This is a genomic window from Stenotrophomonas sp. GD03794, assembly GCF_029842145.1.
GTDB lineage: Bacteria > Pseudomonadota > Gammaproteobacteria > Xanthomonadales > Xanthomonadaceae > Stenotrophomonas > Stenotrophomonas riyadhensis.
This window is the reverse complement of the sequence record NZ_JAOCFV010000067.1, coordinates 1-23,740: the sequence shown is the minus strand read 5'-3', so window position 1 is coordinate 23,740 and position 23,740 is coordinate 1. Positions and strand designations below refer to the sequence as shown.

Sequence of the window (23,740 nt, the reverse complement as noted above, 5' to 3'; positions counted from 1 at the left end):
TTGCCCAACCATGAGAAAATGCCCCGCATGAACACTGCTACGTCCCCGCAGGCGCGCGGCTCCGGCCGCCGGACCCTGGTGCTGCTGTTTGCCGTGTTCTTCGGGGCGGTGGCGCTGGCCGCGGTACTGCGCTTCTCCGGCTGGCAGCCGACCGGGCACCGCAACGCCGGCCAGCTGCTGAAGCCGCCGGTGGACCTGCGCCAGCAGGCGCCGACCCTGGCCAGTGGCCAGCCCTATGCCTGGAATCCCGAGGCCCGCACCTGGCGCCTGCTGGTGGCCCCATCCGGCGCCTGCGACGCGCAGTGCGTCACTTTGTCGCAGGGACTGGGCAAGGTGTGGCAGCTGTTCGGCCATAACGCCGATAATGTCGAAATCCTGTGGCTGGGTACGCCACCGGCGTCGATCGCCTCGCTGCCCGCGCTGCGGCCGCTGGCTCCGTCGCCAGCCCTGCGCGCGGCGTTGCCGGGCGTCGATGATCCGGCGGGACTGCCGGTCTACGTGATCGATCCGAACGGCTTCGTGATCATGCGCCATGCCCCGGGCTCCGACCTCGGTGGCCTGCGCAAGGACATGGCCACGTTGCTGAAACTGAAGTGAGTCCCGTTTGATGAGCCTTTCCGCGCGTCCGGCGCTGCACCGCAATTTCCACCGCCTGGCGTGGTTCGCCATGATCATGACCGCGAGCACGATCATGTTCGGCGCGTTCGTGCGCCTGTCCGATGCCGGCCTGAGCTGCCCGGACTGGCCGACCTGCTATGGCCAGGCCACCTGGCCGCAGCACGTGGAAGAGACCATCGGCCACCCGGCGGCGGAGATCCGCCCGCTGGAGACCCACAAGGCCTGGCGTGAGCAGGTGCACCGCTTCCTGGCCGGCGCGCTGGGCATCGAGATCCTGACTCTGGCACTGCTGGCCACGCGCAAGCGGCGATTCGGAAGCACGGCGGTGGTGACCGCCTGCGTGCTGGTGGCCGCCGGCATACCGCTGTACATGATGGGCTGGCATGGCACAGCCAGCGTGCTGGCGTTGATCGGTGAGGCGATCCTGCTGATCGCCGCGCTGCGCTGGAGCAACATCGACCTGGCGCGTGCGGCCCTGCTGACCCTGGCCGTGGTGATCTTCCAGGCCCTGCTGGGCATGTGGACGGTAACCCTGCTGCTCAAGCCCATCGTGGTGATGGGCCACCTGCTCGGCGGCATGCTGATGTTCGGCCTGCTGGTGTGGATGGCCTGGCGCGCGACGCACATGCCGATCACCTTGGCCGAAGCGCCGAAGCTGAAGTGGCTGCTGCGCATCGGCGTCGCGGTGCTGGTCACCCAGATCGCACTGGGTGGCTGGGTCAGCGCCAATTACGCGGCGCTGGCCTGCGGCGGTGGCAGCGCCTCGCTGGACAACTTCCCGCGCTGCGCCAACCAGTGGTGGCCGCAGCACAACTTCGTCGAAGGCTTCACTCTGTGGCGTGGCATCGGCGTGGACTACGAAGGGGGCGTGCTGGATGGCGCCTCGCGCATCGCCATCCAGATGGCACACCGCCTGTTCGCGGTGGTGGTGGCCGTCTACCTGCTGTGGCTGGGCGTGCGCCTGTTCCGGTTGCCGAGCATGCGTGGCTGGGCCAGCGCGCTGATCGCGCTGCTGGTGCTGCAGGTCACCCTCGGCATCCTCAATGTGAAGCTGGCGCTGCCGCTGGAAGTGGCGGTGGCCCACAACGGCGTGGCCGTTGCCCTGTTGTTCGTGCTGGTCAGCCTGCTGGCCCGCCTGCGTGCCCCGGACTGATTCCATGTTTTCCAATTACCGCCAGTACTGGGACCTGACCAAGCCCAAGGTCGTCGCCCTCATTGTCTTCACCGCCCTGGTCGGCATGGTCCTGGCCATCCCCGGCGTGCCCAGCTGGGAGCAGGTGCGCGCCGGCGTGCTCGGCTTCCTCGGTATCTGGCTGGCGGCCTCGGCTGCGGCGGCGATCAACCAGCTGCTGGATGCGCACATCGATGCGCAGATGGCCCGCACCTCGTGGCGTCCGCTGGTGGTGGGCAAGGTCAAGCCGTGGCAGGTGCTGGTGTTCGCCGGCGTGCTGATCGTGCTGTCGATGACGATCCTGGTGCTGTGGGTGAACCTGATCACCGCCGTGCTGACCTTTGCCTCGCTGATCGGCTATGCGGTGATCTATACCGTGTACCTCAAGCGCGCGACCTCGCAGAACATCGTGATCGGTGGCCTGGCCGGCGCGATGCCGCCGATGCTGGGCTGGGCCGCGGTGACCGGCATGCAGGGCTCGTCGGACTGGGCGTACTCGTCGCTGCTGGTGCTGATCATCTTCATCTGGACCCCGCCGCACTTCTGGGCGCTGGCGATCTTCCGCCGCGAGGACTACGCCAAGGCGGAGATCCCGATGCTGCCGGTGACCCATGGCGTGGTGCACACCCGCAAGCAGATCATGGTGTATTCGGTGGTGCTGGCGCTGGTCTGTCTGCTGCCGTACCTGGTGGGCATGAGCGGTGCGTTCTACCTGGGTGGCGCGATCGTGCTCAACGCCGTGTTCCTCTGGTACGCCTGGCGCATGCTGGACCCGCCGGACGAGCTGTTCTCGATGAAGATGTTCTATTACTCCATCGTCTACCTGATGGCGTTGTTCGCCTTCCTGCTGGTGGACCACTGGATCCTGCCCTGGTTGTAAGGGGCGGGTGCATCCACGCATGGCGTGGATCTCCTGTAGAGCCGAGCCCATGCTCGGCTGAGGGTTGATCGGAGAAGCAGCCGAGCACGGGCTCGGCTCTACACTTGATCTGCGCCAGCTGCGTCGCCATTGCTGTTCCTGACCCCAAGGAAAGGAAGGCGCAGGGATGCATTCGATCTTCCGCTGGACCGCGGCGCTGCTGCTGACGCTGGGCATGGCCCTTAGTGCGCATGCCGACGACATCGCCGCGCAGATCCGCCAGCATGCCGGTGACCATCGCCTGCTGGTACTGGGCGAATTCCACGGTACCCGCGAGACCCCGCTGCTGGTGCACCAGTTGGTGGACGACTACAGCCGCGCCGGCCCGGTCGTGCTGGCGCTGGAACTGCCACGCGGCGAAACCCCCACGCTACACGATTACCTGGCTTCCGACGGCGGCGAGAAGGCACGCCAGCAGCTGCGCGGGCGTGCCTTCTGGAGCGTGCGCGATGACCAGCACGATGGCCGTCGCAGCCGCGACATGCTGGCGATGATCGAAAGCCTGCGCGTGCTGAAGTCGCAGGGGCGTGTGATCGAAGTCGTTGGCTATGACGTCAATGCCAGCAAGGGCGGCAACCAGGCCCGCGATGACCACATGGCTACCGAGTTGCGGCGCCTGTACCGGCGTCTGCCGGCTGACGCACGCATGCTGGTGCTGACCGGTAACGTGCACGCCATGCTGCAGCGGCCGCAGGGCATGCCGCCGGAAATGCAGCTGCACCCGATGGCCTCCCAGCTGCGGGATCTGGAGATCTACAGCGTGCGGTTGGGCGCGCAGCGTGGTCAGGCGTGGGGATGCGCGGGCCGCTGCGTGGCGCGGTCACTTCCAGAGCAGGTGGCCACGGCGCCGCGGGTCGATGCCGATGCGAAACGGCCGTACGACCTGTGGGTGTGGATGCCGGAGTTGAGCGTCGGCACGCTGGTGGGCCCGTAACGGCAGGCAACCCATCCACGCATGGCGTGGATCTACTGGTGGTTCACGCCATCGGTGGGAGTAGAGCCACGCCATGCGTGGATGGGCTCTCACGGAACCCGGCGCAGCCAGTGTCGGGTTTCGCCCGGGATGGCTGCAACTGCGCGCATCGACCAAGCCGTCGCGCTGTAGGGTTTTGCCGCGCGGTCAGCTTCCTGCACGCAAGGCGTCACAGATACCGACTGTTCCACCAGACCGGATCATCAACAGTAGATACACAGGTATTGCGGGATGACTCGCAATTCTGTGGAGCAATCAATGAGATGTCATGTTTCTCTGCCCATCGTTCTGTGTGCCGCGCTTACCTGCCTGGCTGGCAATGCGGCAGCAGAAGTAAAAGCACTGAGTCGGGCCAACTGCATTGGATTCATCAACGAATCCGTGACCTATGAACGGCCCCAGTTTCGCAGTTTTCAGGGGTCGGCCGTAACCAGGCACGTTCCCCTCGGGAACATTGAGCCGAAGCATGCTTTCGGTGCGCCTAACAATGGACTGTACTCCTGGCGATTTTACGCAGGCGATGGCAGTGATCCAGAACGAATGGTTGTTCACGGATATCACACATGGGTGCTGGGCGGACGCGTATTTACGCAATCCACGAGTGCGGTCGATTGCCAACTTTCGGAGTGGTGAGCATCATGAAGAGTCTTTGCTTTATCGCATTCTCGCTGGCCATGTCGATGTCAGCTCAAGCATCCCAGAATGAACCTGCTCTCGATGCGGTAGGGAGCTGGCTACACCAACGCGCCATGCAGGCTGCAATGCAGGAGGCCTCGGCAATGGGAAGATCGTCCGCCAGCGTGGGCAGCTACCAGATGGTGAAACTGGCAGACCTTGATGCCCCCCGAGAAGTGAAGCGGCAGCTTCGCGATGACATCGAACGATCCAACGGTGTCGTGCGGGTTGCAGCAGGGAGCATCCCAACGCAGGCCGAAATGCTGGCTGCCGTGCCGCGGACTCACCGCTCAACTCCAGAACTACGCCAGCGCCTGCCGCAGCCACCCAGCAGGCTGGAAAGCAGCCTGCTGGGCGCAGCCGAGATGATTGGCATGGAGCCCAGTGGTGCGTTGGAGGGTGGAAAGTCCTCGGGCTTGAGCCGTTTCTACCGGCTGGAGGGTGTCGGCATCGTGGAGTTCAGCGAGAACAACTTCCTCGCTGCGGGCATGCAGATCGAGGTCATCGCGGAGGCGCAGAACACCGTGGTGGACGGCAAGCCCGCTCACCTCGGGAAGGTTGTGGATAGTGTCGGCCGTACTCGGGTTGAGCTTGCCTGGACGGGAGACAGCAAGACCTACAGTCTGACCGTCACGGGCGAGCCGGGCAGCGACGTGGAGCGCAACGCCCGAGTGCTGCACGACATCGCCGCGGCCATCGTGGATTAGCGGCGGCGTATGCGTCATCCACGCATGGCGTGGATCTACTGCGGGTTCACGCCATCCGCGGTTTGGTAGATCCACGCCGCGCGTGGATGGGCTCTCTACAAAAACCCGCGCGCCCAATCAGGGCGCGCGCTTCGCATACCGCTGCGCGATCACACCGCAGACGATCAGCTGGATCTGGTGGTAGATCATCACCGGCAGCACGATCGCACCGAGACTGCCACCGGCGAACAGCACCTTGGCGATCGGCACGCCGGTGGCCAGGCTCTTCTTCGAACCGCAGAACACGATGGCGATCTCATCCTCACGGTTGAAGCGAAGGCGGCGGGCGATGAAGGTGATCAGCGGCATGGCGATGCCCAGCAGCACGGCGGCCACGACCGCCACGGCCAGCAGCGAGAGCAGCGGCGTCTTGCTCCACAGGCCCTCGGTGACGGCTTCGCCGAACGCCGAATACACCACCAGCAGGATCGTGCCCTGGTCGGTATAGCGCAGCAGCGCGCGCTGCCTCTCTACCCAGCCGGCAATCCACGGCCGCAGCAGATGGCCGGCCACGAACGGCACCAGCAGCTGCAGCATGATGCCGCCGATCGCGTGCAGCGGGTCGTGCACGCCGCCGGAGGTACCGGCCAGTGCGGTCAGCAGCAGCGGCGTCAGGAACACACCGAGGATGCTCGACAGCGACGCGCTGCATACCGCGGCAGGCACGTTGCCGCGTGCCATCGAGGTGAACGCGATGGACGACTGCACGGTGGAGGGCAGGGTGCACAGGAACAGCACGCCCAGGTACAGCTCGGGGGTCAGCAGCCAGCCCGACAGCGGCTTGAACATCAGCCCCAGCAGCGGGAACAGGATGAAGGTGCAGGCCAGGATGGTCAGGTGCAGCCGCCAGTGCAGCATGCCGCCGATGATCGATTCGCGCGGCAGGCGTGCGCCATGCAGGAAGAACAGCGCGGCAATGGCGACGGTGGTGACATCGTCGAGGACGATGGCGGCGGCGCCCTTCATCGGCAACAGCGAGGCCAGGCCGACGGTGCACAGCAGGGCGAGGGTGAAATTGTCCGGTCGCAGGCGCGACCACCAGCGGGTCATGGTGGGCAGAGTCCTTGGTGCGGAGGGTTCAGGGCGAGGTGACCGGTGTGGCCAGGCGCTGGCGGGTGGCGGCTTCCAGCGACTTCAGGCCGGCGCGCTGGCCCAGCCGAAGGGCCTGTTCGGGGCTGGCATGTTCGTAGCGTGCATTGACCAGGCCGAGCACGGCACCGGCGCGGTTGCCGGAGGCGCAGTGCAGCAGCACCGGCCCTTGGCTCTGCTGCAGGACCTGGTGCACGGCACGCACGTTGGCGGCATCGAGCCCCTCGGCACCGGCCACCGGAATGCGCACGTAGCGCAGGCCCAGTGATTCGGCGACGCGGGTTTCGTCGAAGCCCCGGTCCTCGCCGGGCTGGCGCAGGTCGATCACGGTGCGCACGCCCTGCGCGGCCAGGGTCTGCAGCTGTGCGGCGCTGGGTTGGCCACCGGCATACAGGCCGGGGCGCACTTCAGGCAGGGGGGCTTCGGCAAAGGCCTTCAGCGGCAGGCAGAGCGACAACAACAGCAGGCAGGTCAGGCGCAGCAGCATGGTCCTCTCCGTGAAAACGTTCTGCCCGCTACAGGCGCAGTCCGGCGCGCGCCTTCAGCAGCTCGCGCAGTTCGTATTTGTCAGTATCGTCCAGACCCTGTTGGCGCTGCTTTGCCAACAACTCCTCCAGACGTTGCACCAGCAGCTGTTTCTCCAGCTGGGCCACGGCATCGTGCAGTTCCTGGGTCCAGCTCGCATCGTCGCCCGGCATTGTCTGCGCGGCCAGGGTATGCAGCGACGCTTGCTCCTCACGCCCGTCGAAGTGCTCCAGCAGGGCGCCGGTGCTGATGTCCGGGCGCTGTTCGACCAGGCCCAGCAGCTCCAGCAGCAGCTCCACGCCGGGCAGGCGCAGGCCCTGGAAGTGGTGCTTGCCGCCCAGCGTCAGTGCCAGCGACGGCTGCTGCAGCAGTACGGCGATCGCGCCGCGTACCAGGCTGCGCTTGGCCACGGGCTGGATCGTTCGCGAGGGCTGGCGCTGCGGCATCGGCGCGCGTGCGGCCTGGGCGTTGCCGCCAAGGCCGGTCAGCTGCGCCAGCTGCTGCTTCATCAGATCGCCGAAGGCGCCGTCGGGAATCTGCGCCAGCATCGGCTTGGCCCGCTCGGCCAGGCGTGCCTTGCCATCGAGCGTGCCCAGGTTGATCTCGCGGGTCAGTTCATCGAAGAAGAACTGCGACAGCGGGGTGGCCTGCTTCAGGCGTTCGTTGAAGGCCTCGGCGCCTTCCTTGCGCACGATGGTGTCCGGGTCCTCGCCATCGGGCAGGAACAGGAAGAAGGCCTGGCGGCCATCCTTCATGCGCGGCAACACCGACTCCAGCGCCTTCCAGCCGGCGCGGCGGCCGGCGGCGTCGCCGTCGAAGCAGAAGAACACATCCGGTGCGTTGCGGAACAGCAGCTCGGCATGGTCCGGCGTGGTCGCGGTACCCAGTGTTGCCACCGCCTGGGTGACGCCGAACTGGAACAGCGAGACCACGTCCATGTAGCCCTCGACCACGATCAGCCGCTCGATCTTCTGGTTGGCCTGGCGCACCTGCCACAGGCCGTACAGCTCGCGGCCCTTGTGGAACAGCGCGGTCTCGGGCGAGTTGAGGTACTTGGGGCCGTCGTCCTTCTCGAACACGCGGCCACCGAACGCGATCACCCGGCCACGGCGATCGAAGATCGGGAACATCACCCGGTCGCGGAACTTGTCGTAGACGTGGCCGCGATCGTTCTTGGAGAACAGGCCGGCGCGGTCGAGCAGCTTCATGCGCCGCTCGTCCTTGCCCAGCGCATCGCGCAGGCCGCTGTAGCCATCCGGTGCGTAGCCGATCTGGAAGCGCGCGCGGTTCTCTTCGTCCACGCCACGGCCATCCAGGTAGCTGCGGGCCTTGTCGCTGCCTTGCAGGTTGTTCTGGAAGAACTTGGTCGCAGCATCCAGCGCCGAGTACAGCTCGCGGCTGTCGTCCTGCTGCTGCGGGCTGCGCGGGTTCTCGCTGCGCGGCACTTCCATGCCCACGCGCTTGGCCAGCTCATCCACCGCATCGAGGAACTCGAGGCGGTCGTAGTTCATCAGGAAGCTGATCGCGGTACCGTGCGCACCACAGCCGAAGCAGTGATAGAACTGCTTGGTGGGGGAGACCGTGAACGACGCCGATCGCTCGTCATGGAACGGACAGCGCGCCGCGTATTCCTTGCCCTGGCGCTTCAACGGCACGCGGCTGCCCACCACCTCGACGATGTCGGAGCGGGCCAGCAGGTCGTCGATGAAAGCGTCGGGGATACGGGCCATGGGCAACAGGGCAGGGCGCGGCCGCCAGGGCGCGCAGCGGGGGGGCGGCGGATTCCCCTAGTTTACCCGCTGGCGCCGCCGGGACCGGCCTGTTCGGCTTCGACCCCGGCCTTGGCCAGCTGCGCCCGTGCATGCTGACGCTCGTCGATCACTGCGGTCATCAGCGCGCCGACGAAGAATACGGCGGTGGCGTAGTAGATCCAGACCAGCGAGATCACCAGCGCGCCCATTGAACCGTAGGCGCTGCCCGGAGCCACGGTGGCGATGTAGACGCCAATCCCGTAGCGGCCGAGGGTGAACAGGATCGAGGTGATGGCACCGCCGATGAAGGCCTGGCGCCAGGCCACGCGGCGGTCGGGCAGGTAGTGGTAGAGGAAGGCGAAGGCCAGCGTGTACAGCAGCAGCGAGGTCAGGTACCCGATCGCCGGCAGTACCGAGGGCAGCTGCGCGAACACGACCTGCAAGGCGGTAGTGGCGGTCATCGACAGGATCAGCAGGAAGCCCAGCGCCAGCACCACGCCGAACGAGAACACGCGCTTGCGCAACCAGGCCTTGACGCCTTCCAGGCGTTGGCCGCTGGTGTGGAAGATCCGGTTCAGCGCGTTCTGCAGCTGGGCGAACACCGCCGTGGCGCCCACGAACAGCAGCAGCGTGCTCCACAGGCCGGCCAGTGAACCGACGCTGGGCTGGCTGTTGGCGTTGTGCAGCACGGTGTCGGCGACGCTGGCTACGCTGCTGCCAGCGACCGAACCGATCTGGCTGATCAGCGTCTGCTGCGCCGGTGGGTACAGCGAGGCGGTCAGCCACAGCAGCAGCACCAGCAGCGGTGCCATCGACAGCAGGGCGTAGAAGGAAACCGAGGCGGCCTGGGTCAGCACGTCGATTTCGACGAAGCGCTTGGCCACCGCCATCGGGAAGCTGTCCTGCAGCTTTCCCAGGCGGGATCGGACGGCAGGCAGGAAGGCGCGGGGATGGGGCATCAGCGGACAACGGTGAGGGACGGGAGAGTGTTTTTCTAGCAAATCACGACGTCATGCGGGGTGAAGCGCCTATTCAGCACCTCGTTCCGTGAGCGTCCGCGCTATCCTTTTGCTGGACCGAAGGCGCGCAAGGGGGTTGCCGTCGCGGTATCCGGGGCCGGCTGCCGCAGCGCAGGGCCACGACATTCCAATTTCTCTACAGAAGGACGCGTTATGAAAGGGATGGTCTACACCACGATGGTGTTGCTGGCGACCGTGAGCGGCTCGGCTGCCGCAGCATCGGCCGCCTGTGAGAAGGCATTCAAGACGGTAGGGGATCCGCGCAACGGCGCGATGTACATGGCCGACATCACCGTGCCGGGGCTGAAGGTGCAGAGCGCGCTGGACCAGCTGCGGCAGATCGGTGCGGAGGATGAATTCGAAGTGGGCGGGCAGCTGGTGGAAGGCAATACCGGCAACCAGTACCTGATCCAGACCAAGGGGCTGCGTACGCCGCTGGTGCTGATCGGCACCGCCGACCACACCGGCCGGGTCACCCTTGCGACGAAGCTGGCGCGTGGCCAGACGATCGGCCAGGAAGAGGCGCGGCAGTCGATGTGCGCCATGCTGGACAAGCTGAAGGGGGGCAGCCAGGGCGAAGCGCTTGCCGCGGCGGCGCGCTCGAAGCAGCCCATGCCTGCGCCGGAAGAGGTGGCCGCGCCGGACCTGTCCAAGAAGATGGGCAAGGAAGTGCGCAGCACGATGGCGGCCTACAATGCCGCCGGCAGCTTCAAGGACCTGATGCTGGGAACCACCACCAACAAGGAAGACCTGGGCGATCGTTCGGCCACCTTCCTGCCGCTGTACGCGAAGTACATCGGCCGCCGATACCGCATCGACGGGCAGGTATATACGGTCAATCGGAACAGCTACTCCACCCGCCCGGGTGAAGTGGGGTCGATCAACTACCTGGTGACGCCGGAACGCGGCCTGCTGCGGATCCGCCAGAACGACTCCTTCAACAACAACAACTACACCATCCGCTGCGAGTTCGCGCCGGACCAGGCTGCCAACTTCAGCATGCTGCGCGAGCGTGACTGGGCAAAGCTGGAAGGCGAGGTGAGCTCGCTCGAGGGCAGCTCGATGACCCTGCGCAACTGCCGCCAGGTGTAAGCGGCAGCGCCACCACGTGCCGTCATGACAAGGCCCACATCTGCGGGCCTTGTCGTATCCGGCAGGTGCGGCGAGGTTCAGCCGGCCAGCTGCTGCTTGACCAGCTTGGACACCAGGCCCATGTCGGCCTGGCCGGCCAGCTTGGGCTTCAGGGCGCCCATCAGCTTGCCCATATCGGCCGGGCCGGAGGCGCCGGTCTCGGCGATGGCGGCCTGGATGGCGGCGACGATCTCGGCTTCGCCCATCTTGGCCGGCAGGTAGGCTTCGATGACCACGATCTCGGCGCGCTCGATCTCGGCCAGGTCTTCGCGGTTGGCGGCTTCGAACTGGCTGACCGAGTCCTTGCGCTGCTTGACCATCTTGTCGAGCACGGCGATCACGGCGGTGTCATCCAGCTCGATGCGCTCGTCCACTTCGCGCTGCTTGATGGCGGCGTTGATCAGGCGGATCACGCCCAGCTTGTGCTTCTCGCCCGCCTTCATGGCGGCCTTCATGTCTTCGGTGAGCTGCTGCTTCATGCTCATGAGGAACCTCGTGGTGGTAGGTGGGGCGGGGCGGATGCCCGAACCCGGAAACGCAAAAAGCCGGCGACGCTCGCGCGTGCCGGCTTCGGCTCCATCGCGACGGGCAGGCCCGCCGCAATGAAGATGCGTCCGATCAGTACAGGCGCTGACGCTTGGTGACGTCGCGCGACGAGCGGCGCAGCTGACGCTTCACAGCAGCGGCGGCCTTGCGCTTGCGCTCCTGGGTCGGCTTTTCGTAGAACTCGCGCTTGCGGGTTTCGGCCAGCACACCGGCCTTTTCGCAAGTGCGCTTGAAGCGGCGAAGAGCAAACTCGAAGGGCTCGTTCTCGCGGACTTTGACGCTGGGCATGGAATCTCCGGGACACAGTAGAACCGGGTCACGCCCGGCGAGCCGCACATTATAGCGGCGAATCAACAAACTGCAAGCGGCCAACCCTGAATACGGGCCGGGGGTTCGAAAGCAGTGAGATCTGCACGTCCCCCGAGGGGGCGGCAGGGGCGTCATAATAGCAGGCATGCGAGTCCTTGGCATCGAATCTTCCTGTGATGAGACCGGCGTGGCGGTGTATGACACCGACCTGGCCGGCAGCGCGGCCCTGCGCGCCCATGCGGTCTACAGCCAGATCGCCCTGCACGCCGAATACGGTGGTGTGGTGCCCGAACTGGCCAGCCGCGACCACGTCCGCAAGCTGCTGCCGCTGGTGCGACAGACCCTGGCCGACGCCGGCCTTGGCGTGGACGACATCGACGGCGTGGCCTATACGGCCGGGCCCGGCCTGGTCGGGGCACTGCTGGTCGGCGCGGGCGTAGCGCGTTCGCTGGCCTGGGCGCTGGAGGTGCCGGCGGTGGGCGTACACCATATGGAAGGCCACCTGCTGGCGCCGTTGATGGAAGACGATCCGCCGGAAGCGCCGTTCGTGGCGCTGCTGGTGTCCGGTGGGCATACCCAGCTGGTGGCGGTGGACGCGATCGGCCAGTACCGCCTGCTGGGCGAGACCCTGGACGATGCGGCCGGCGAGGCCTTCGACAAGACCGCCAAGCTGATGGGCCTGCCGTACCCGGGCGGCCCGCAGCTGGCCAGGCTGGCCGAGCAGGGCAGGCCGGGGGCCTACCGCTTCGCGCGGCCGATGACCGACCGCCCGGGGCTGGATTTCAGCTTCTCCGGCCTGAAGACCCAGGTTCTGATGGCCTGGCGCGACAGCGACCAGAGCGAGCAGACCCGCGCCGACATCGCCCGGGGCTTCGAAGACGCCGTGGTCGAGACCCTGTCGATCAAGTGCGAGCGCGCGCTGGAAGCGGCCGGGACCAATGTGATCGTGGTGGCCGGCGGTGTCGGTGCCAACACGCGCCTGCGCGCCCGCCTGCAGCAGATGGCCGAGCGCCTCGGCGGACGGGCCTGTTTCCCGCGGCCGGCGTTGTGCACCGACAACGGCGCGATGATCGCCTTCGCCGGCGCGCTGCGGCTGCAGGCCGGCCAGCACAGCCCGCCGAAAGTGGACGTCACCCCCCGCTGGGACATGGCGACCCTGCCGGCGGTCTGAGTTCCAACGGCCGCTCCCTGTAGCGTCGAGCCATGCTCGACTGCGCGTGATCCAGGCTACGCACGCGCGCCCAACGGCGACGCTGCCAATACCGTCGTCGCCCGCTCATGGCGCTGCAGCCACCCCAGAGTGTGCGGGCAGCGGGCGTGGATCAGCCGTCCGATCGCCGCCAGGTCGGCACCGATGTCGCGTTCCAGGATGGGTTCGTGGTGGGCGATCCGATTGCGCAGGAGGCGGATGCGGTCGAGGTCGGCATGGATGGACCGACGCAGGACGGACAGCGGCACCGAGGGTGCGTGTGGCAGCGCCAGGCCCATGGTCCCGGCCCAGATCGAATGCTCGAACCGTCGAGCGAACAATTGCTGCCAGAAGCCGAATCGCAGTTTGGCGATGACCTCCGGTACATCCCGCGGAGCTCCGGCGCTGCCGCGGACATCGCATGGCGAGGCAAGGGCGCCTTCGGCAGGAAGGCTGCGCAGCAGCGCTGGATGCCAGGGCCAGCATCGACCATAGCGATGCACCAGCGCCGTAGCGGCTGCATTGCGGATCACGACTTCACAGATATGCAACGGTGGCAGGAGAGCAGCACACATCTGCATGTTCCAGGCATAGAGCGTGGCTGGATCGGCTGCGCAACGAGAAGCGATGCGCTCGTAGGTCGACCATCTCTGCCGGGATAGCGCTGCCTGCAGGATCCTGCTTTCCTTCATCAACTCACTCCCAGGGAACGTGGTTTCACCTTGACCCTGGGAACGAGGCAGGAACATCAGAAAACGGCATCATGATCGTCGGTGTTTTTTCGTGGATCGGCTCGGTTTTTCACCCGGTCGTCTGCCGTGACGCATTTGCCAATTGACTGGTCTGGGGGGCACTCCTAACCTTGCGGCGTGTGCTCCGGGACTCGCGGCTGGATTCCAGCTTCCCCTGGGGACGTTGAGAGGTACCAAAGGGCCCCGCTAGCAGGGCCCGTTGTCTTTTCTGAAGCCGTGTCCCTGCCGGCTGCTCATCGCCCGTTCCGGGCAGGCTCACCGCCGTGCCGTTACCATGGCCCCCTGTACTCGGGCTGGTAAGCGCAATGGACAAGGTTTTCATCGAGGGGCTGACGATCGACGCCCTGATCGGTATCTACGATTGGGAACGACGGATCCGCCAGGACCTGGTGTTCGACCTGGAAATGGGCTTCGACAACCGTCGTCCCGCGGCCTCCGACGACATCGCCCATACCCTGAACTACAAGGCGGTGAGCAAGCGCCTGGAGCAGTTCGTGCGCGAGTCGGAATTCGGCTTGGTGGAAACCCTGGCCGAGCGCTGCGCACGGATCGTGCTGGACGAATTCGACGTGAAGTGGCTGCGCCTGAAACTGAGCAAGCCCGGCGCGGTGCGTGGCGCGCGCGCGGTGGGCGTGATCATCGAGCGCTCGCGGGACTGATCCGGTAGTGCCGGCCGCTGGCCGGCACCCCCAACAACAACGACAACGCAAGGAGACAACTGATGGTGGACGCGGTGGTGGCGGTACAGTGGCTGGAACGGCTGCAGAACACACTGGAACCCTATCCCGGCGCCTACCTGGCGTTGATGATCTCAGCCCTGCTGATCGCCGCGGGCCTGGCCAACTGGGTGACCAAGCGCATTCTCGTGCGCGGCCTGCGGCGCCTGCTGCAGCGCCTGCCCGGCGCCGAGTCCGGGCGCGGCAGCCACCTGATGCGGGTGATCTCGCGCCTGTCCAACGTAGTGCCCAGCCAGGTGATCGCCTCGGGCATCACCCTCATTCCCGATCTGCCGCCAGGCCTGGTCAACGTCATCATCAAGCTGTGCATCGTATGGGCCGTACTGACGGTGTCGATGGCGTTCTCGCATGCGCTGGACGCGGCCAACAGCCTGTACGAACGCAAGCCCGATGCGCGCAACAAGCCGATCAAGGGCTACCTGCAGGTGGTCAAGATCGTGGTGTTCGTGGCCGCCGGCCTGTCCATCATCGCCACCCTGCTGGGGGTGAAGCTGGGCCCGCTGGTGACCGGCCTGGGCGCGGCCACGGCGGTGCTGATGCTGATCTTCCAGGACACCATCCTGTCGCTGGTGGCCAGTGTGCAGATCAGTGGCGATGGCCGCGTGCGCATCGGCGACTGGATCGAGATGCCCAGCCAGAACGCCGACGGTGACGTCATCGATATCGCGCTGCATACCGTCACGGTGCAGAACTTCGACAAGACCATCACCACCATCCCGACCAAGAAGCTGGTGACCGAGTCGTTCAAGAACTGGCGCGGCATGCAGGAGGCCGGTGGTCGCCGCATCAAGCGCGCGCTGTACCTGGACCAGCACAGCGTGGGATTCCTGGACAAGGGCGACCTGGCCTTCCTCGGCGAATTCGCATTGCTGCGTGACTACCTGCAGGAGAAGGAGCAGGAGCTCGGCCAGTGGAACGGGCGCCTGCGCGAGCAGGGCGTGGCCGAGGTCAACAGCCGCCGGGTGACCAACCTGGGCACCTTCCGTGCGTATGTGGAGCGCTATCTGCGCAGTCACCCGGGCATCCATACCGACATGACCCTGCTGGTGCGACAGCTGCAGCCGACCACCGAGGGCCTGCCGCTGGAGCTGTACTGCTTCACCCGCAGCACCGCCTGGGGCGAGTACGAGGCGGTGCAGTCGGACATCTTCGACCACCTGCTGGCGATCCTGCCGGCCTTCGGCCTGCGGGTGTTCCAGGCCTCCAGCGACGCCATGTTGATGGCCGGGCAGCGCCAGTTGGCCGGCTCGGAGTAAGCTGCGATGCCTCCGGCCGGACCGTACGGATCCGGCTGGAGCCTGAAACTGAATGACGAAACCTCTCGCCAAATGGCTCGGGATCGCTAGAATGCCGGGCTTGTAAACGTTTTCATCAAGGACTGCTGGTGGCCTCCGATCGCATCGAATCCCTCATTGCCCAGATGACCGTCGAGGAAAAGGTCGGCCAGCTGGGTGTCTTCGCGGACATGGTCCGCCCGTTCGCCCCGGACGTGAACCCGGAAGCCAACGTGCGCAATGCCGACCAGGTGCTGCAGCAGGTACGCGAGGGCAAGGTCGGTTCCCTGTTCAATGGCGTGGGCGCCGAGCTGGGCCGCCGGATCCAGCAGGTCGCCACCGAAGAGAGCCGCCTGGGCATCCCGGTGATCCTGGCCGCCGACGTCATCCACGGCATGCGCACCGTGTTCCCGATCCCGCTGGGCGAGGCCGCCAGTTTCGAGCCGGAGCTGGCCGAGCGCACCGCACGCGCCACCGCCATCGAAGCCACCGCTGCCGGCCTGCACTGGACCTATGCGCCGGCGGTGGACATCGCCCGCGACCAGCGCTGGGGCCGTGGCGCCGAGGGTGCCGGTGAGGACGTGGTGCTGGGCTGCGCGTTCGCCGCCGCCCGCGTGCGCGGCTTCCAGGGCAGTGACCTGCGCGCCGACGATTCGTTGCTGGCCACGCCGAAGCACTTCGCCGCCTACGGTGCGGTGATGGCCGGCATGGAATACAACATGGTGGACATCTCGCCGCAGACCCTGCGCGACGTGCACCTGCCGCCGTTCAAGGCCGCCTTCGACGCTGGCGCGATCACCGTGATGTCCTCGTTCAACGACATCAACGGCGTGCCGGCCAGCGCCAATGCCGAGCTGCTGACCGACATCCTGCGCGGTGAGTGGAAGTTCCCGGGCGTGGTGATCTCCGACTACACCGCTGACATGGAACTGGTCGCGCACGGCTATGCCGCCGATGACCGCGATGCCACCGCCAAGGCGTTCACCGCCGGTCTGGACCTGAGCATGCAGAGCGGTTTCTACGCCGAGCACCTGCCGGGCCTGGTCGAGAGCGGCGAGGTGCCGATGGCGGTGCTGGATGAAGGCGTGCGCCGCATCCTGTGGCTGAAGGAAACCATCGGCCTGTTCGACGACCCGTACCGTTCGCTGGACCCGGCGCGCGAAGCCGATACGTCGCACCTCGCCGCGCATGACGCGCTGTCGCGCGATGCCGCGCGCCGTTCGATCGTGCTGCTGAACAACCGCGACAACGTGCTGCCGCTGCAGAAGCGCGGGCAGAAGATCGCGCTGATCGGCCCGTTCGTGCAGGACCGCGAGAACATCGAAGGCTGCTGGACCCTGTTCGGCGACAAGCAGCGCTACGTGGACCTGAAAACCGGCGTGCGTGCCGCCATCGGCGACGAGGCGTTGCTGGAGATCGTGCCGGGCTGCGAACTGGAAACCGCAATTCCGGGCGGCACCGAAGCGGCCGTGGCCGCCGCGCTGCGTGCTGATGTGGTGGTGCTGGCGCTGGGCGAGCCGCAGCGCTACAGCGGTGAAGCGCAGTCGCGCGTGGAGATCACCCTGCCGCCGGCCCAGCAGGCGCTGGCCGAGGCGGTGGCGATGACCGGCAAGCCGCTGGTGGTGCTGCTGCGCAATGGCCGCGCGCTGGCGCTGCAGGGCGCGGTGCGCAATGCACAGGCGGTGGCGGTGACCTGGTACCTCGGCACGCAGACCGGCCATGCGGTGGCCGATGTGCTGTTCGGCGACTACAGCCCGTCCGGCCGCCTGCCGGTCAGCTTCCCGCAGGTGTCCGGCCAGCAGCCGTATTTCTACAACCACCCGCGCACCGGTCGCCCGGAACTGCCGACCATGTCCGAGTTCAAGGCACGCTGGCGCGAGATCCCGAACGAGCCGCTGTATCCGTTCGGGCATGGCATCGGCTACACCACCTTCGCCTACGGCATGCCGCAGCTGAGTGCGGCCCAGCTTGGCTGGGACGACAGCCTGACCATCACCACCACGTTGACCAACAGTGGCGACGTGGCCGGTGAAGAAGTGGTGCAGCTGTACATCCACGACCGCGTGGCCAGCCGCGTGCGTCCGGTGCGCGAACTGAAGGACTTTCGCAAGGTGGCACTGCAGCCGGGCGAGTCGGCCGAAGTGGTGTTCACCCTGACCCGCGAGCAGCTGGCGTTCACCGGCCGCGACGGCGTGCTGCGTGCCGAGCCGGGCCAGTTCGACCTGTGGGTCTGCGCCTCGTCGGCGGCAGGTGAAGCCGTGCAGTTCGAACTGCTGAAGGCCTGATCGAGAAAAAGGGGACGGAGGGGATTAAGTCGCTAGTGGCACAAACGACTTAATCCCCTCCGTCCCCTTTTTTGTTGTCCTCACTGGCACGGCGCTACCATCGGTGTTCTTGAACCGATGGATGCCCGCGCATGCGCACGATCGCTGTGTTGATTCCCGCCCTGTTGCTGGCGGCCTGTTCGCAGCCGGCGCCGCCGGCCGAGCCTGCGGTGGATGCACCGCCGCCGATGGAGGCCAGTGCTGCGGCGACGCCCGCGGCTGAACCGGCGAAGGCTGCTGCTGAGCCGGCCGGCGCCGCACCGGCGGATGTGTCCGCGGAAGACGCGCGTGCACGCATCGAGACCCTGCTCGGTGATGCCGCGCAGTACGAGAAGGTCTTCAACGCGTTCAAGACCGCGGTGGTCAGCGGTGATCGCGCTGCGGTGGTGGAGGAAGTGCGCTTCCCGTTGAACATCAGCGGTGGAAAGAAGATCACCGGCCCCGGTGAGTTCCAGCGCAACTACGAGAAGATCATCACCCCGGCGGTGGTCAAGGCGGTGTCCGGGCAGGACTTCGGCAAGGTGTTCGTCAACCAGCAGGGCGTGATGATCGGTGACGGGCAGGTGTGGTTGAACGGGCAGTGCCTGGACCAGGCCTGTGCGCAGACCGAGGTGAAGGTCATCACCATCCAGTGAACGCAGACGGCCCCGCGTGCGGGGCCGTTGCGGGCAAACGTGCCGGCCAGCGGCCGGCACTATCGGGGCATCAGGTCTTCGGCGTGAGCTTCAGCAGGCGCGCCTTGCTGCCATCTTCCAGCAGCCACAGCGCGCCATCCGGGCCCTGTTCCACTTCGCGGATGCGCTCGCCCATGTTGAAGCGCTCGGCTTCGCGCGCGCTGTCACCATCGAAGGCCACGCGCACCAGCGAGGTGGACGACAGGCCGCCGATGAAGCCGCTGCCCTTCCACTGCGGGAACAGGGTACCGCTGTAGATCACGAAGCCGGCCGGCGAAATCACCGGCGTCCAGGTCACCTTCGGGGCGGCGAACTCCGGCCGGGTGCTGTGGTCGGGAATCGGGCGGCCGTCGTAGTGGTTGCCATTGGAGACGATCGGGTAGCCGTAGTTGGCGCCGCGCACGATCAGGTTCAGTTCGTCGCCGCCAGCCGGGCCCATCTCGTGCGCCCACAGCTTGCCGTTGGCATCGAAGGCCATGCCGAGGATGTTGCGGTGACCCAGCGACCACACCTGCGCGGCAACCCCGCCCTGCGAGGTGAACGGGTTGTCGGCGGGCAGGCTGCCATCGTCGTTGAGGCGGATGATCTTGCCGAGGTTGCTGCCCATGTCCTGCGCCGGATCGAACTTCTGGCGCTCGCTGGAGCTGATCCACAGCTTGCCGTCCGGACCGAAGGCGAGGCGGTGGCCGTAGTGGCCCTCACCGCTGACCTTGGGGCTTTGCCGCCAGATCACCTTCAGGTCCTTCAGCTGGCCGGCACCATTGGCGTCCAGCGCCAGCGTGGCCCGGGCGACGGCGGCACCACGGGTATCCAGCGTGCCTTCCTCGGCGTAGCTGAGGTAGATCACGTGGTTGCGGGCGAACTGCGGATGCAGGATCACATCGCCGAAACCACCCTGGCCACCGTAGGCGACCTTCGGAACGCCAGTGATCTCGTGCTTCTGGCCGCTGGCCAGGTCCAGGTGCTGCAGCTTGCCGCGCTTCTCGGTAACCAGCAGGCTGCCGTCGGGCAGGAAGGTCATCGCCCACGGCTGGTCGAAACGGCTGACTTCGGTGGCGGTGAACGGACGTTGGTCGGCGGCGGTGGCCGGAGCGGCCTTGGCGGCCGGTGTCGTCTCCGGACCGGCAGCATTGCAGGCGGAGGTGGCGAGGATCGGCACCAGGCCGAGGGCGAGCAGCAGGGGCGTGCGGGTCATGGGTATCTCCAGTGCGGGGATGCGGATGGCCGGGCTGTCCCTTGTATACCACTGCAGCGGTGACCGTCGTGGCCCGAAGGTCCTGCGCCCCCTGTGCGGCGGCCGTGGGATCGTCTAGGGTGGGCACGCCCGGGCAAAGCGTGCCCGCCTGCCTGCCAAGGACCTGCAATGAACACTGCCATGCCCCACAAGCCGTCCACCGCCTTCATCGCCGCCTCGTGGGTGGCCCTGCTGCTGGGTGCGGCGGCCTACCTGATCGGCCTGTTCAATGCCGCCACGATGGCGCTCAACGAGAAGGGCTACTACCTGACCCTGCTGCTGTTCGGCCTGTTCGCGGCGGTGTCGCTGCAGAAGAGCGTGCGTGATCGCGTCGAGGGCATTCCGGTGAGCGCGCTGTATTACGCACTGTGTTGGTTCGCGCTGCTGTCGGCGCTGATGCTGCTGCTGGTTGGGCTGTGGAATGCCACCCTGGCGTCGAGCGAGAAGGGCTTCTACGGCATGGCGTACGCGCTGTCGCTGTTCGGTGCGGTGGCGGTGCAGAAGAACACCCGCGACCTGATCGCCGCCGGCGGCGGTGAGAGCAAGCGCAGCGCGGCCGTGCCGCCGCTGCCGGAACAGGAGTGATCGATCCGGTGTAGAGCTGAGTCATGCTCGGCTCAGTCGAGCATGGCTCGACTCTACAGACGAGGTGCGAGAGCCGAGCGTAGGCTCGGCTCAACAGGGGCTTGCGCTACCGCGTTAGACGCGGATCCGCCCGCTGCGCTTCCTCCCAGCCACGACGCGCCGCATTGCGTGCCTGCGCCCAGTCCAGGCGGCTGCGGCCGCGTTCGCTGGCCCAGCGTGATTCCAGTTCGCGTTCCACTTCCTCGTAGGCGGGGATCATGTCCTGCGCACGAGCGGCGTGGCCGATGCGGTAGGCCGGCTCATAGTCCTCGAAGAACAGCTGGTCGTCGTAGTACGGTTCGGCCGTGTAGCGTTCGCGCCAGTAGTTGCTGACCGCATCGCGCGGTGTGTTGTCGTCCGGTACGCGGCCGGGAATCTGGTACTCGGTCATGGAAGGCTCCGTTGTGGACGAAGCCTGATCGTGCCCGCGTGGCGGTTAACGGCCCGGTCCGGCAGCGTGATCACCAGATCAATCCACCGGGCATGGCCCGGCGCTACGCTCACCCGGCGTCGGCATCCTTGCGCGGCAGCTTGTAGATCACCGCGCCGATGGCAAACGCCACCAGCGCCGCGGCGATGTTCTGCCAGCTGGCACTGGCGAACAGCGCAACGCACAGCAGCAGCGCCAGCACCGGAATCAGCGGGCCACCGGGCAGCTTCAATGCACCGGGGCGGTCGGCGTAGCGCTTGGCCAGCACCAGTACTGCAGCGGCTGTACCGATGTAGGCGAACAGGCGCGTGGTCATCGACAGCAGCGCCAGCTGCACGAACGAACCGGACAGGGCCAGGCCGAGTGCGATCAGGCCCTGACACAGGATCGACGCGGCCGGCGTGTGGAAGCGCGGATGCACCTGCGCCAGGATCTTCGGCCCGTAGCCATCGCGGGCCAGCGCGAACAGGAAGCGCGGGCCCATCATCATCGTGTTGCTGTTGGTGCCGAGGATGGAGATGGTCGCGCCGATGGTCAGGATCAGCGCCAGTGCCTCGCCACCGAAGCCGGCGGCGGCATCGGCCAGCGGTGTGGCCGAGCTGGCCAGGCCGGCCAGCGTGCCCTGCGCCACCACCTGCACCGCGCCGTAGATGACGGTGACGGTGATGATCATGGTGATCAGCGCGAACGGAATATCGCGGCGCGGATTGCGGTACTCGCCCGCGGCGGCCGGGATGTTCTCGAAGCCGGCGTAGGCGTACAGCAGCAGCAAGGCGGCTTCGCCCATGCGCTGCAGGTCATGCGGGTCCGGGCGCTGGCCGGAGAAGGCCAGCTGCGGATCGATGTAGAACGCACCGATGGCCACGAACAGCAGCAGCGGCAGCATCTTGCCGATCACCAGCACCACGCCGGTACGCGCGGCCGAGCGTACGCCGATGATGTTGACGCCGGTCAGGAAGCCCAGCGACACCACGATCACCGCGATGCGGCCCATGCCGGCGCCGGCCCACGGCCAGAAGCGCGCTACGGCATCGGCCAGCGCGTTGCTCAATGCGGCCGCCGAGCTGATGCGGGTCAGCCAGATCATCCAGCCTATCTCGAAACCGGCGAAGCGGCCGAAGGCTTCGCGGGCATACAGGTAGCTGCCTCCGGGTTCATCGAAGTAACTGGCGGCCTGCGCGTAGCAGAGCACCAGCAGCGCGACGACGATGCCGGCGGCGACCACGCCCCACAGGCTGAAGGGACCGAGCAGGGCGACGGTGGCGGCCGGCAGCAGGTAGATGCCGCTGCCGATCACATCGTTGATCGACAGGCCGACGATCTGCCAGCGGCTGACCGCGCGCTGCAGCTGCGGTTCGTGCTGCGCGCTCAACGGGCGTCTCCGCGCAGTGCGGGCAGCTGCCATTGCGCCTGTAGTCGCTTGTACTCGGTGCGTGGCAGCAGCACGAAGCGCGGCGTATCCTGCGGCCGCAGCCAGTCCAGCAGGGCCTGCATGCGCGCCTGCGGCATGGCGGTGCAGCCGGCGGTGGCCTCACCCGGCTGGCGCCACAGATGGGCGAAGATGCAGCTGCCCTTGCCGGGCTGGTTGCCCGGGTTGTGGGCAATCACGAAGCCCTGTTGATAGCGCACGTCGCCCTTGTTGTGCAGGTCCAGCCGCATCGGCTCGGTGGAGCCCTTGACCGCTGCACTGCCGACCTTCTTTTCATCCACGATGCGGTTGTAGAACGGCGAGCCGGGCACATCCATGCAGTAGCTGCTGTCCAGCATCGGCTGGTAGGGCATGGCGGTGCCGGGGCGTGTAACGGCATAGCCGAACGCGCTGCCCAGCGCGAACACGCCGGCCGGGCTGCGGCCATCGCCTTCCTGTTTCTGCGGGCCGTCGGTCTGCGCCGGATGCAGGCCCAGGCCCCAGGCGCTGCCGGTACGGCCGAGCGCCACCGGGAACGCCTGCCCATGTGCATGCCAGCCCTTGCCATCACGCACATAGGCCTGCAGTTGTCCCTCGGTGCTGTCCCAGCTTTCGCTGGTGACCACGATCAGCTGGCGCGCGCCATCCAGTGGCGCGGCGTGGGCGGACATCGCCGCAGAAAGCAGCACGGCAGTAGCGAGGCGGACCAGCGATTTCATCAACGTGCGCTCCGGTCAGGAATCCAGCAGGTGGTCGATCCGCTCCAGGTTCACCGCGAGCTGCTGCTGGCGATCCGGATTGGCGTGGCAGAGCAGCACGAACAGGAAATCGAGCAGCGCGTGCATGGCGCTACGGTACAGCAGCTGCGCGACCTGCGGCGTGCGGTCGTGCGCACACACCACCAGTGTTGCATCAGCATGCGCGCGCAGCGGGTTGGCGGTGTGGCGGGTGATGGAAATCACCTTGCCACCCATGTCCTGGAACTGCCGCGACAACTGTGAAAGCTGCGGCAGGTTGCCGAATTCGGAGAACACCAGCAGCGCATCGCCGGGACGTGCGGCCGACAGGTTGGCCAGCATCAGGATCGGGTCGGTATGCGGCACCACCAGCAGGCCGAGCAGCGACAGCCGCATGGCGAACTCGCGGGCGAACAGGCCGTCGTCCCCCAGGCCGTATACGAACAGCTTCGGCGCGCCGTCGAGCAGCTGCACGATGCGCTCGATTTCCCCGCGTGGATTGGCCTGTCGGGTTTCCTCTTCGGCTTGTGCCTTGCTGCGGCGCAGGGCCTCGCCCAGGCGCAGGTAGTCATCGCCGCTGTCGGGTTCGCTGGGCGCCTGCTGCGGGTCGGCACCGGCGCGAGCTACATCCTGGCCGATGGAGTACTTCAGGTCCGGGTAGCCCTTGAAGCCGAGCTTCTGGCTGAATTTCACCACGCTGGACTGGCTGATGCCCAGCGCGCTGGCCAGCTGCTGGGACGAGTAGTCGCGCAGCAGGTGGGCGTTGTCGAGAATGAAGTCGGCGATGCGGCGCTCGATGGCCGACATCTGCCCGCGCTCGGAACGGATCTTCAGCAGGGGCGGCATGCGGGGAGTCCGGGCATGTGTAGGCGCATTGCGGTTGGT

The 23,740-nt window shown here is 66.7% G+C and carries 24 protein-coding genes; 12 read left to right on the top strand and 12 right to left on the bottom strand.

Going from position 1 to position 23,740, the window contains the following annotated elements; genetic code table 11:
• Positions 1-27: 27 nt before the first annotated feature.
• The 5 genes from N5D91_RS21980 (at position 28) to N5D91_RS21960 (ending at position 5,063) form a co-directional block, all read left to right on the top strand.
• On the top strand, positions 28-597 hold the full coding sequence (locus N5D91_RS21980; protein ID WP_110710826.1) for a hypothetical protein: 570 nt from the start codon (positions 28-30) through the stop codon (positions 595-597).
• A 10-nt stretch (positions 598-607) separates the two neighbouring features.
• A complete protein-coding gene (locus tag N5D91_RS21975; protein ID WP_032129725.1) occupies positions 608-1,771 on the top strand; it encodes a COX15/CtaA family protein in 1,164 nt (387 codons plus the stop codon).
• Between the two features lie 4 nt (positions 1,772-1,775).
• Entirely contained in the window at positions 1,776-2,669 is an 894-nt protein-coding gene (gene cyoE, locus N5D91_RS21970; RefSeq protein ID WP_014035731.1) for a heme o synthase, read from the top strand.
• A gap of 166 nt (positions 2,670-2,835) precedes the next feature.
• Complete coding sequence (locus tag N5D91_RS21965; RefSeq protein ID WP_180855409.1) at positions 2,836-3,642, top strand: calcium-binding protein; 807 nt, start codon at positions 2,836-2,838, stop codon at positions 3,640-3,642.
• A 677-nt stretch (positions 3,643-4,319) separates the two neighbouring features.
• Positions 4,320-5,063 (top strand): hypothetical protein, encoded by a 744-nt coding sequence (locus tag N5D91_RS21960; RefSeq protein ID WP_180855408.1) that lies wholly within the window; start codon positions 4,320-4,322, stop codon positions 5,061-5,063.
• 117 nt (positions 5,064-5,180) lie between these two features.
• Here the strand turns inward: N5D91_RS21960 and N5D91_RS21955 are convergent, their stop codons facing one another.
• From N5D91_RS21955 to N5D91_RS21940, 4 genes are all read right to left on the bottom strand, one after another.
• Positions 5,181-6,152, bottom strand: coding sequence for a bile acid:sodium symporter family protein (locus tag N5D91_RS21955; RefSeq protein WP_180848041.1), 972 nt, complete (start codon positions 6,150-6,152; stop codon positions 5,181-5,183).
• Between the two features lie 28 nt (positions 6,153-6,180).
• On the bottom strand, positions 6,181-6,678 hold the full coding sequence (locus N5D91_RS21950; RefSeq protein ID WP_180855407.1) for a protein tyrosine phosphatase family protein: 498 nt from the start codon (positions 6,676-6,678) through the stop codon (positions 6,181-6,183).
• 28 nt (positions 6,679-6,706) lie between these two features.
• Complete coding sequence (gene dnaG, locus N5D91_RS21945) at positions 6,707-8,446, bottom strand: DNA primase (protein WP_180855406.1); 1,740 nt, start codon at positions 8,444-8,446, stop codon at positions 6,707-6,709.
• 62 nt (positions 8,447-8,508) lie between these two features.
• Complete coding sequence (locus N5D91_RS21940) at positions 8,509-9,426, bottom strand: YihY/virulence factor BrkB family protein (RefSeq protein WP_153857005.1); 918 nt, start codon at positions 9,424-9,426, stop codon at positions 8,509-8,511.
• Between the two features lie 213 nt (positions 9,427-9,639).
• On the opposite strand from N5D91_RS21940, the gene N5D91_RS21935 reads away from it, so the two are divergent.
• Complete coding sequence (locus N5D91_RS21935) at positions 9,640-10,578, top strand: hypothetical protein (RefSeq protein WP_228756498.1); 939 nt, start codon at positions 9,640-9,642, stop codon at positions 10,576-10,578.
• Between the two features lie 77 nt (positions 10,579-10,655).
• Here N5D91_RS21935 and N5D91_RS21930 read toward each other — a convergent pair whose 3' ends face one another.
• Both N5D91_RS21930 and rpsU read right to left on the bottom strand, forming a co-directional pair.
• Entirely contained in the window at positions 10,656-11,102 is a 447-nt protein-coding gene (locus N5D91_RS21930; protein ID WP_180855405.1) for a GatB/YqeY domain-containing protein, read from the bottom strand.
• 133 nt (positions 11,103-11,235) lie between these two features.
• Positions 11,236-11,451: a 30S ribosomal protein S21 gene (gene rpsU, locus N5D91_RS21925; protein ID WP_002808376.1), complete on the bottom strand. Its 216-nt coding sequence runs from the start codon at positions 11,449-11,451 to the stop codon at positions 11,236-11,238.
• 166 nt (positions 11,452-11,617) lie between these two features.
• On the opposite strand from rpsU, the gene tsaD reads away from it, so the two are divergent.
• A complete protein-coding gene (gene tsaD / locus N5D91_RS21920) occupies positions 11,618-12,643 on the top strand; it encodes a tRNA (adenosine(37)-N6)-threonylcarbamoyltransferase complex transferase subunit TsaD (RefSeq protein ID WP_110710834.1) in 1,026 nt (341 codons plus the stop codon).
• Positions 12,644-12,699: 56 nt separating this feature from the next.
• On the opposite strand, the gene N5D91_RS21915 is transcribed toward tsaD, so the two are convergent.
• Complete coding sequence (locus N5D91_RS21915) at positions 12,700-13,353, bottom strand: hypothetical protein (protein ID WP_180855404.1); 654 nt, start codon at positions 13,351-13,353, stop codon at positions 12,700-12,702.
• 365 nt (positions 13,354-13,718) lie between these two features.
• On the opposite strand from N5D91_RS21915, the gene folB reads away from it, so the two are divergent.
• The 4 genes from folB to N5D91_RS21895 all read left to right on the top strand — a co-directional run bounded on the left by folB (position 13,719) and on the right by N5D91_RS21895 (position 18,383).
• Entirely contained in the window at positions 13,719-14,072 is a 354-nt protein-coding gene (folB, locus tag N5D91_RS21910) for a dihydroneopterin aldolase (RefSeq protein ID WP_110710836.1), read from the top strand.
• A 62-nt stretch (positions 14,073-14,134) separates the two neighbouring features.
• Positions 14,135-15,406, top strand: a complete 1,272-nt coding sequence (locus N5D91_RS21905) for a mechanosensitive ion channel domain-containing protein (protein ID WP_110710837.1) — start codon at positions 14,135-14,137, stop codon at positions 15,404-15,406.
• A gap of 128 nt (positions 15,407-15,534) precedes the next feature.
• Complete coding sequence (locus tag N5D91_RS21900; RefSeq protein WP_180855403.1) at positions 15,535-17,709, top strand: glycoside hydrolase family 3 N-terminal domain-containing protein; 2,175 nt, start codon at positions 15,535-15,537, stop codon at positions 17,707-17,709.
• Positions 17,710-17,840: 131 nt separating this feature from the next.
• Positions 17,841-18,383 carry a hypothetical protein gene (locus N5D91_RS21895; RefSeq protein WP_180855402.1) on the top strand — a complete coding sequence of 181 codons (543 nt, stop codon included), beginning with the start codon at positions 17,841-17,843 and terminating at the stop codon, positions 18,381-18,383.
• A gap of 70 nt (positions 18,384-18,453) precedes the next feature.
• Here N5D91_RS21895 and N5D91_RS21890 read toward each other — a convergent pair whose 3' ends face one another.
• On the bottom strand, positions 18,454-19,617 hold the full coding sequence (locus tag N5D91_RS21890; RefSeq protein ID WP_180855401.1) for a PQQ-dependent sugar dehydrogenase: 1,164 nt from the start codon (positions 19,615-19,617) through the stop codon (positions 18,454-18,456).
• Positions 19,618-19,785: 168 nt separating this feature from the next.
• On the opposite strand from N5D91_RS21890, the gene yiaA reads away from it, so the two are divergent.
• Positions 19,786-20,241, top strand: a complete 456-nt coding sequence (yiaA, locus tag N5D91_RS21885) for an inner membrane protein YiaA (RefSeq protein WP_180848047.1) — start codon at positions 19,786-19,788, stop codon at positions 20,239-20,241.
• Between the two features lie 106 nt (positions 20,242-20,347).
• Here the strand turns inward: yiaA and N5D91_RS21880 are convergent, their stop codons facing one another.
• The 4 genes from N5D91_RS21880 to N5D91_RS21865 all read right to left on the bottom strand — a co-directional run bounded on the left by N5D91_RS21880 (position 20,348) and on the right by N5D91_RS21865 (position 23,701).
• Positions 20,348-20,671 (bottom strand): hypothetical protein, encoded by a 324-nt coding sequence (locus N5D91_RS21880; RefSeq protein WP_180855400.1) that lies wholly within the window; start codon positions 20,669-20,671, stop codon positions 20,348-20,350.
• Between the two features lie 109 nt (positions 20,672-20,780).
• Positions 20,781-22,082, bottom strand: coding sequence for an amino acid permease (locus tag N5D91_RS21875; RefSeq protein WP_110710843.1), 1,302 nt, complete (start codon positions 22,080-22,082; stop codon positions 20,781-20,783).
• Positions 22,079-22,837 (bottom strand): L,D-transpeptidase family protein, encoded by a 759-nt coding sequence (locus N5D91_RS21870; RefSeq protein ID WP_164162247.1) that lies wholly within the window; start codon positions 22,835-22,837, stop codon positions 22,079-22,081. Before N5D91_RS21870 ends, N5D91_RS21875 begins: the two co-directional genes overlap by 4 nt.
• Positions 22,838-22,852: 15 nt before the next feature.
• Positions 22,853-23,701 (bottom strand): MurR/RpiR family transcriptional regulator, encoded by an 849-nt coding sequence (locus N5D91_RS21865; RefSeq protein ID WP_094000606.1) that lies wholly within the window; start codon positions 23,699-23,701, stop codon positions 22,853-22,855.
• Between the last annotated feature and the right edge of the window lie 39 nt (positions 23,702-23,740).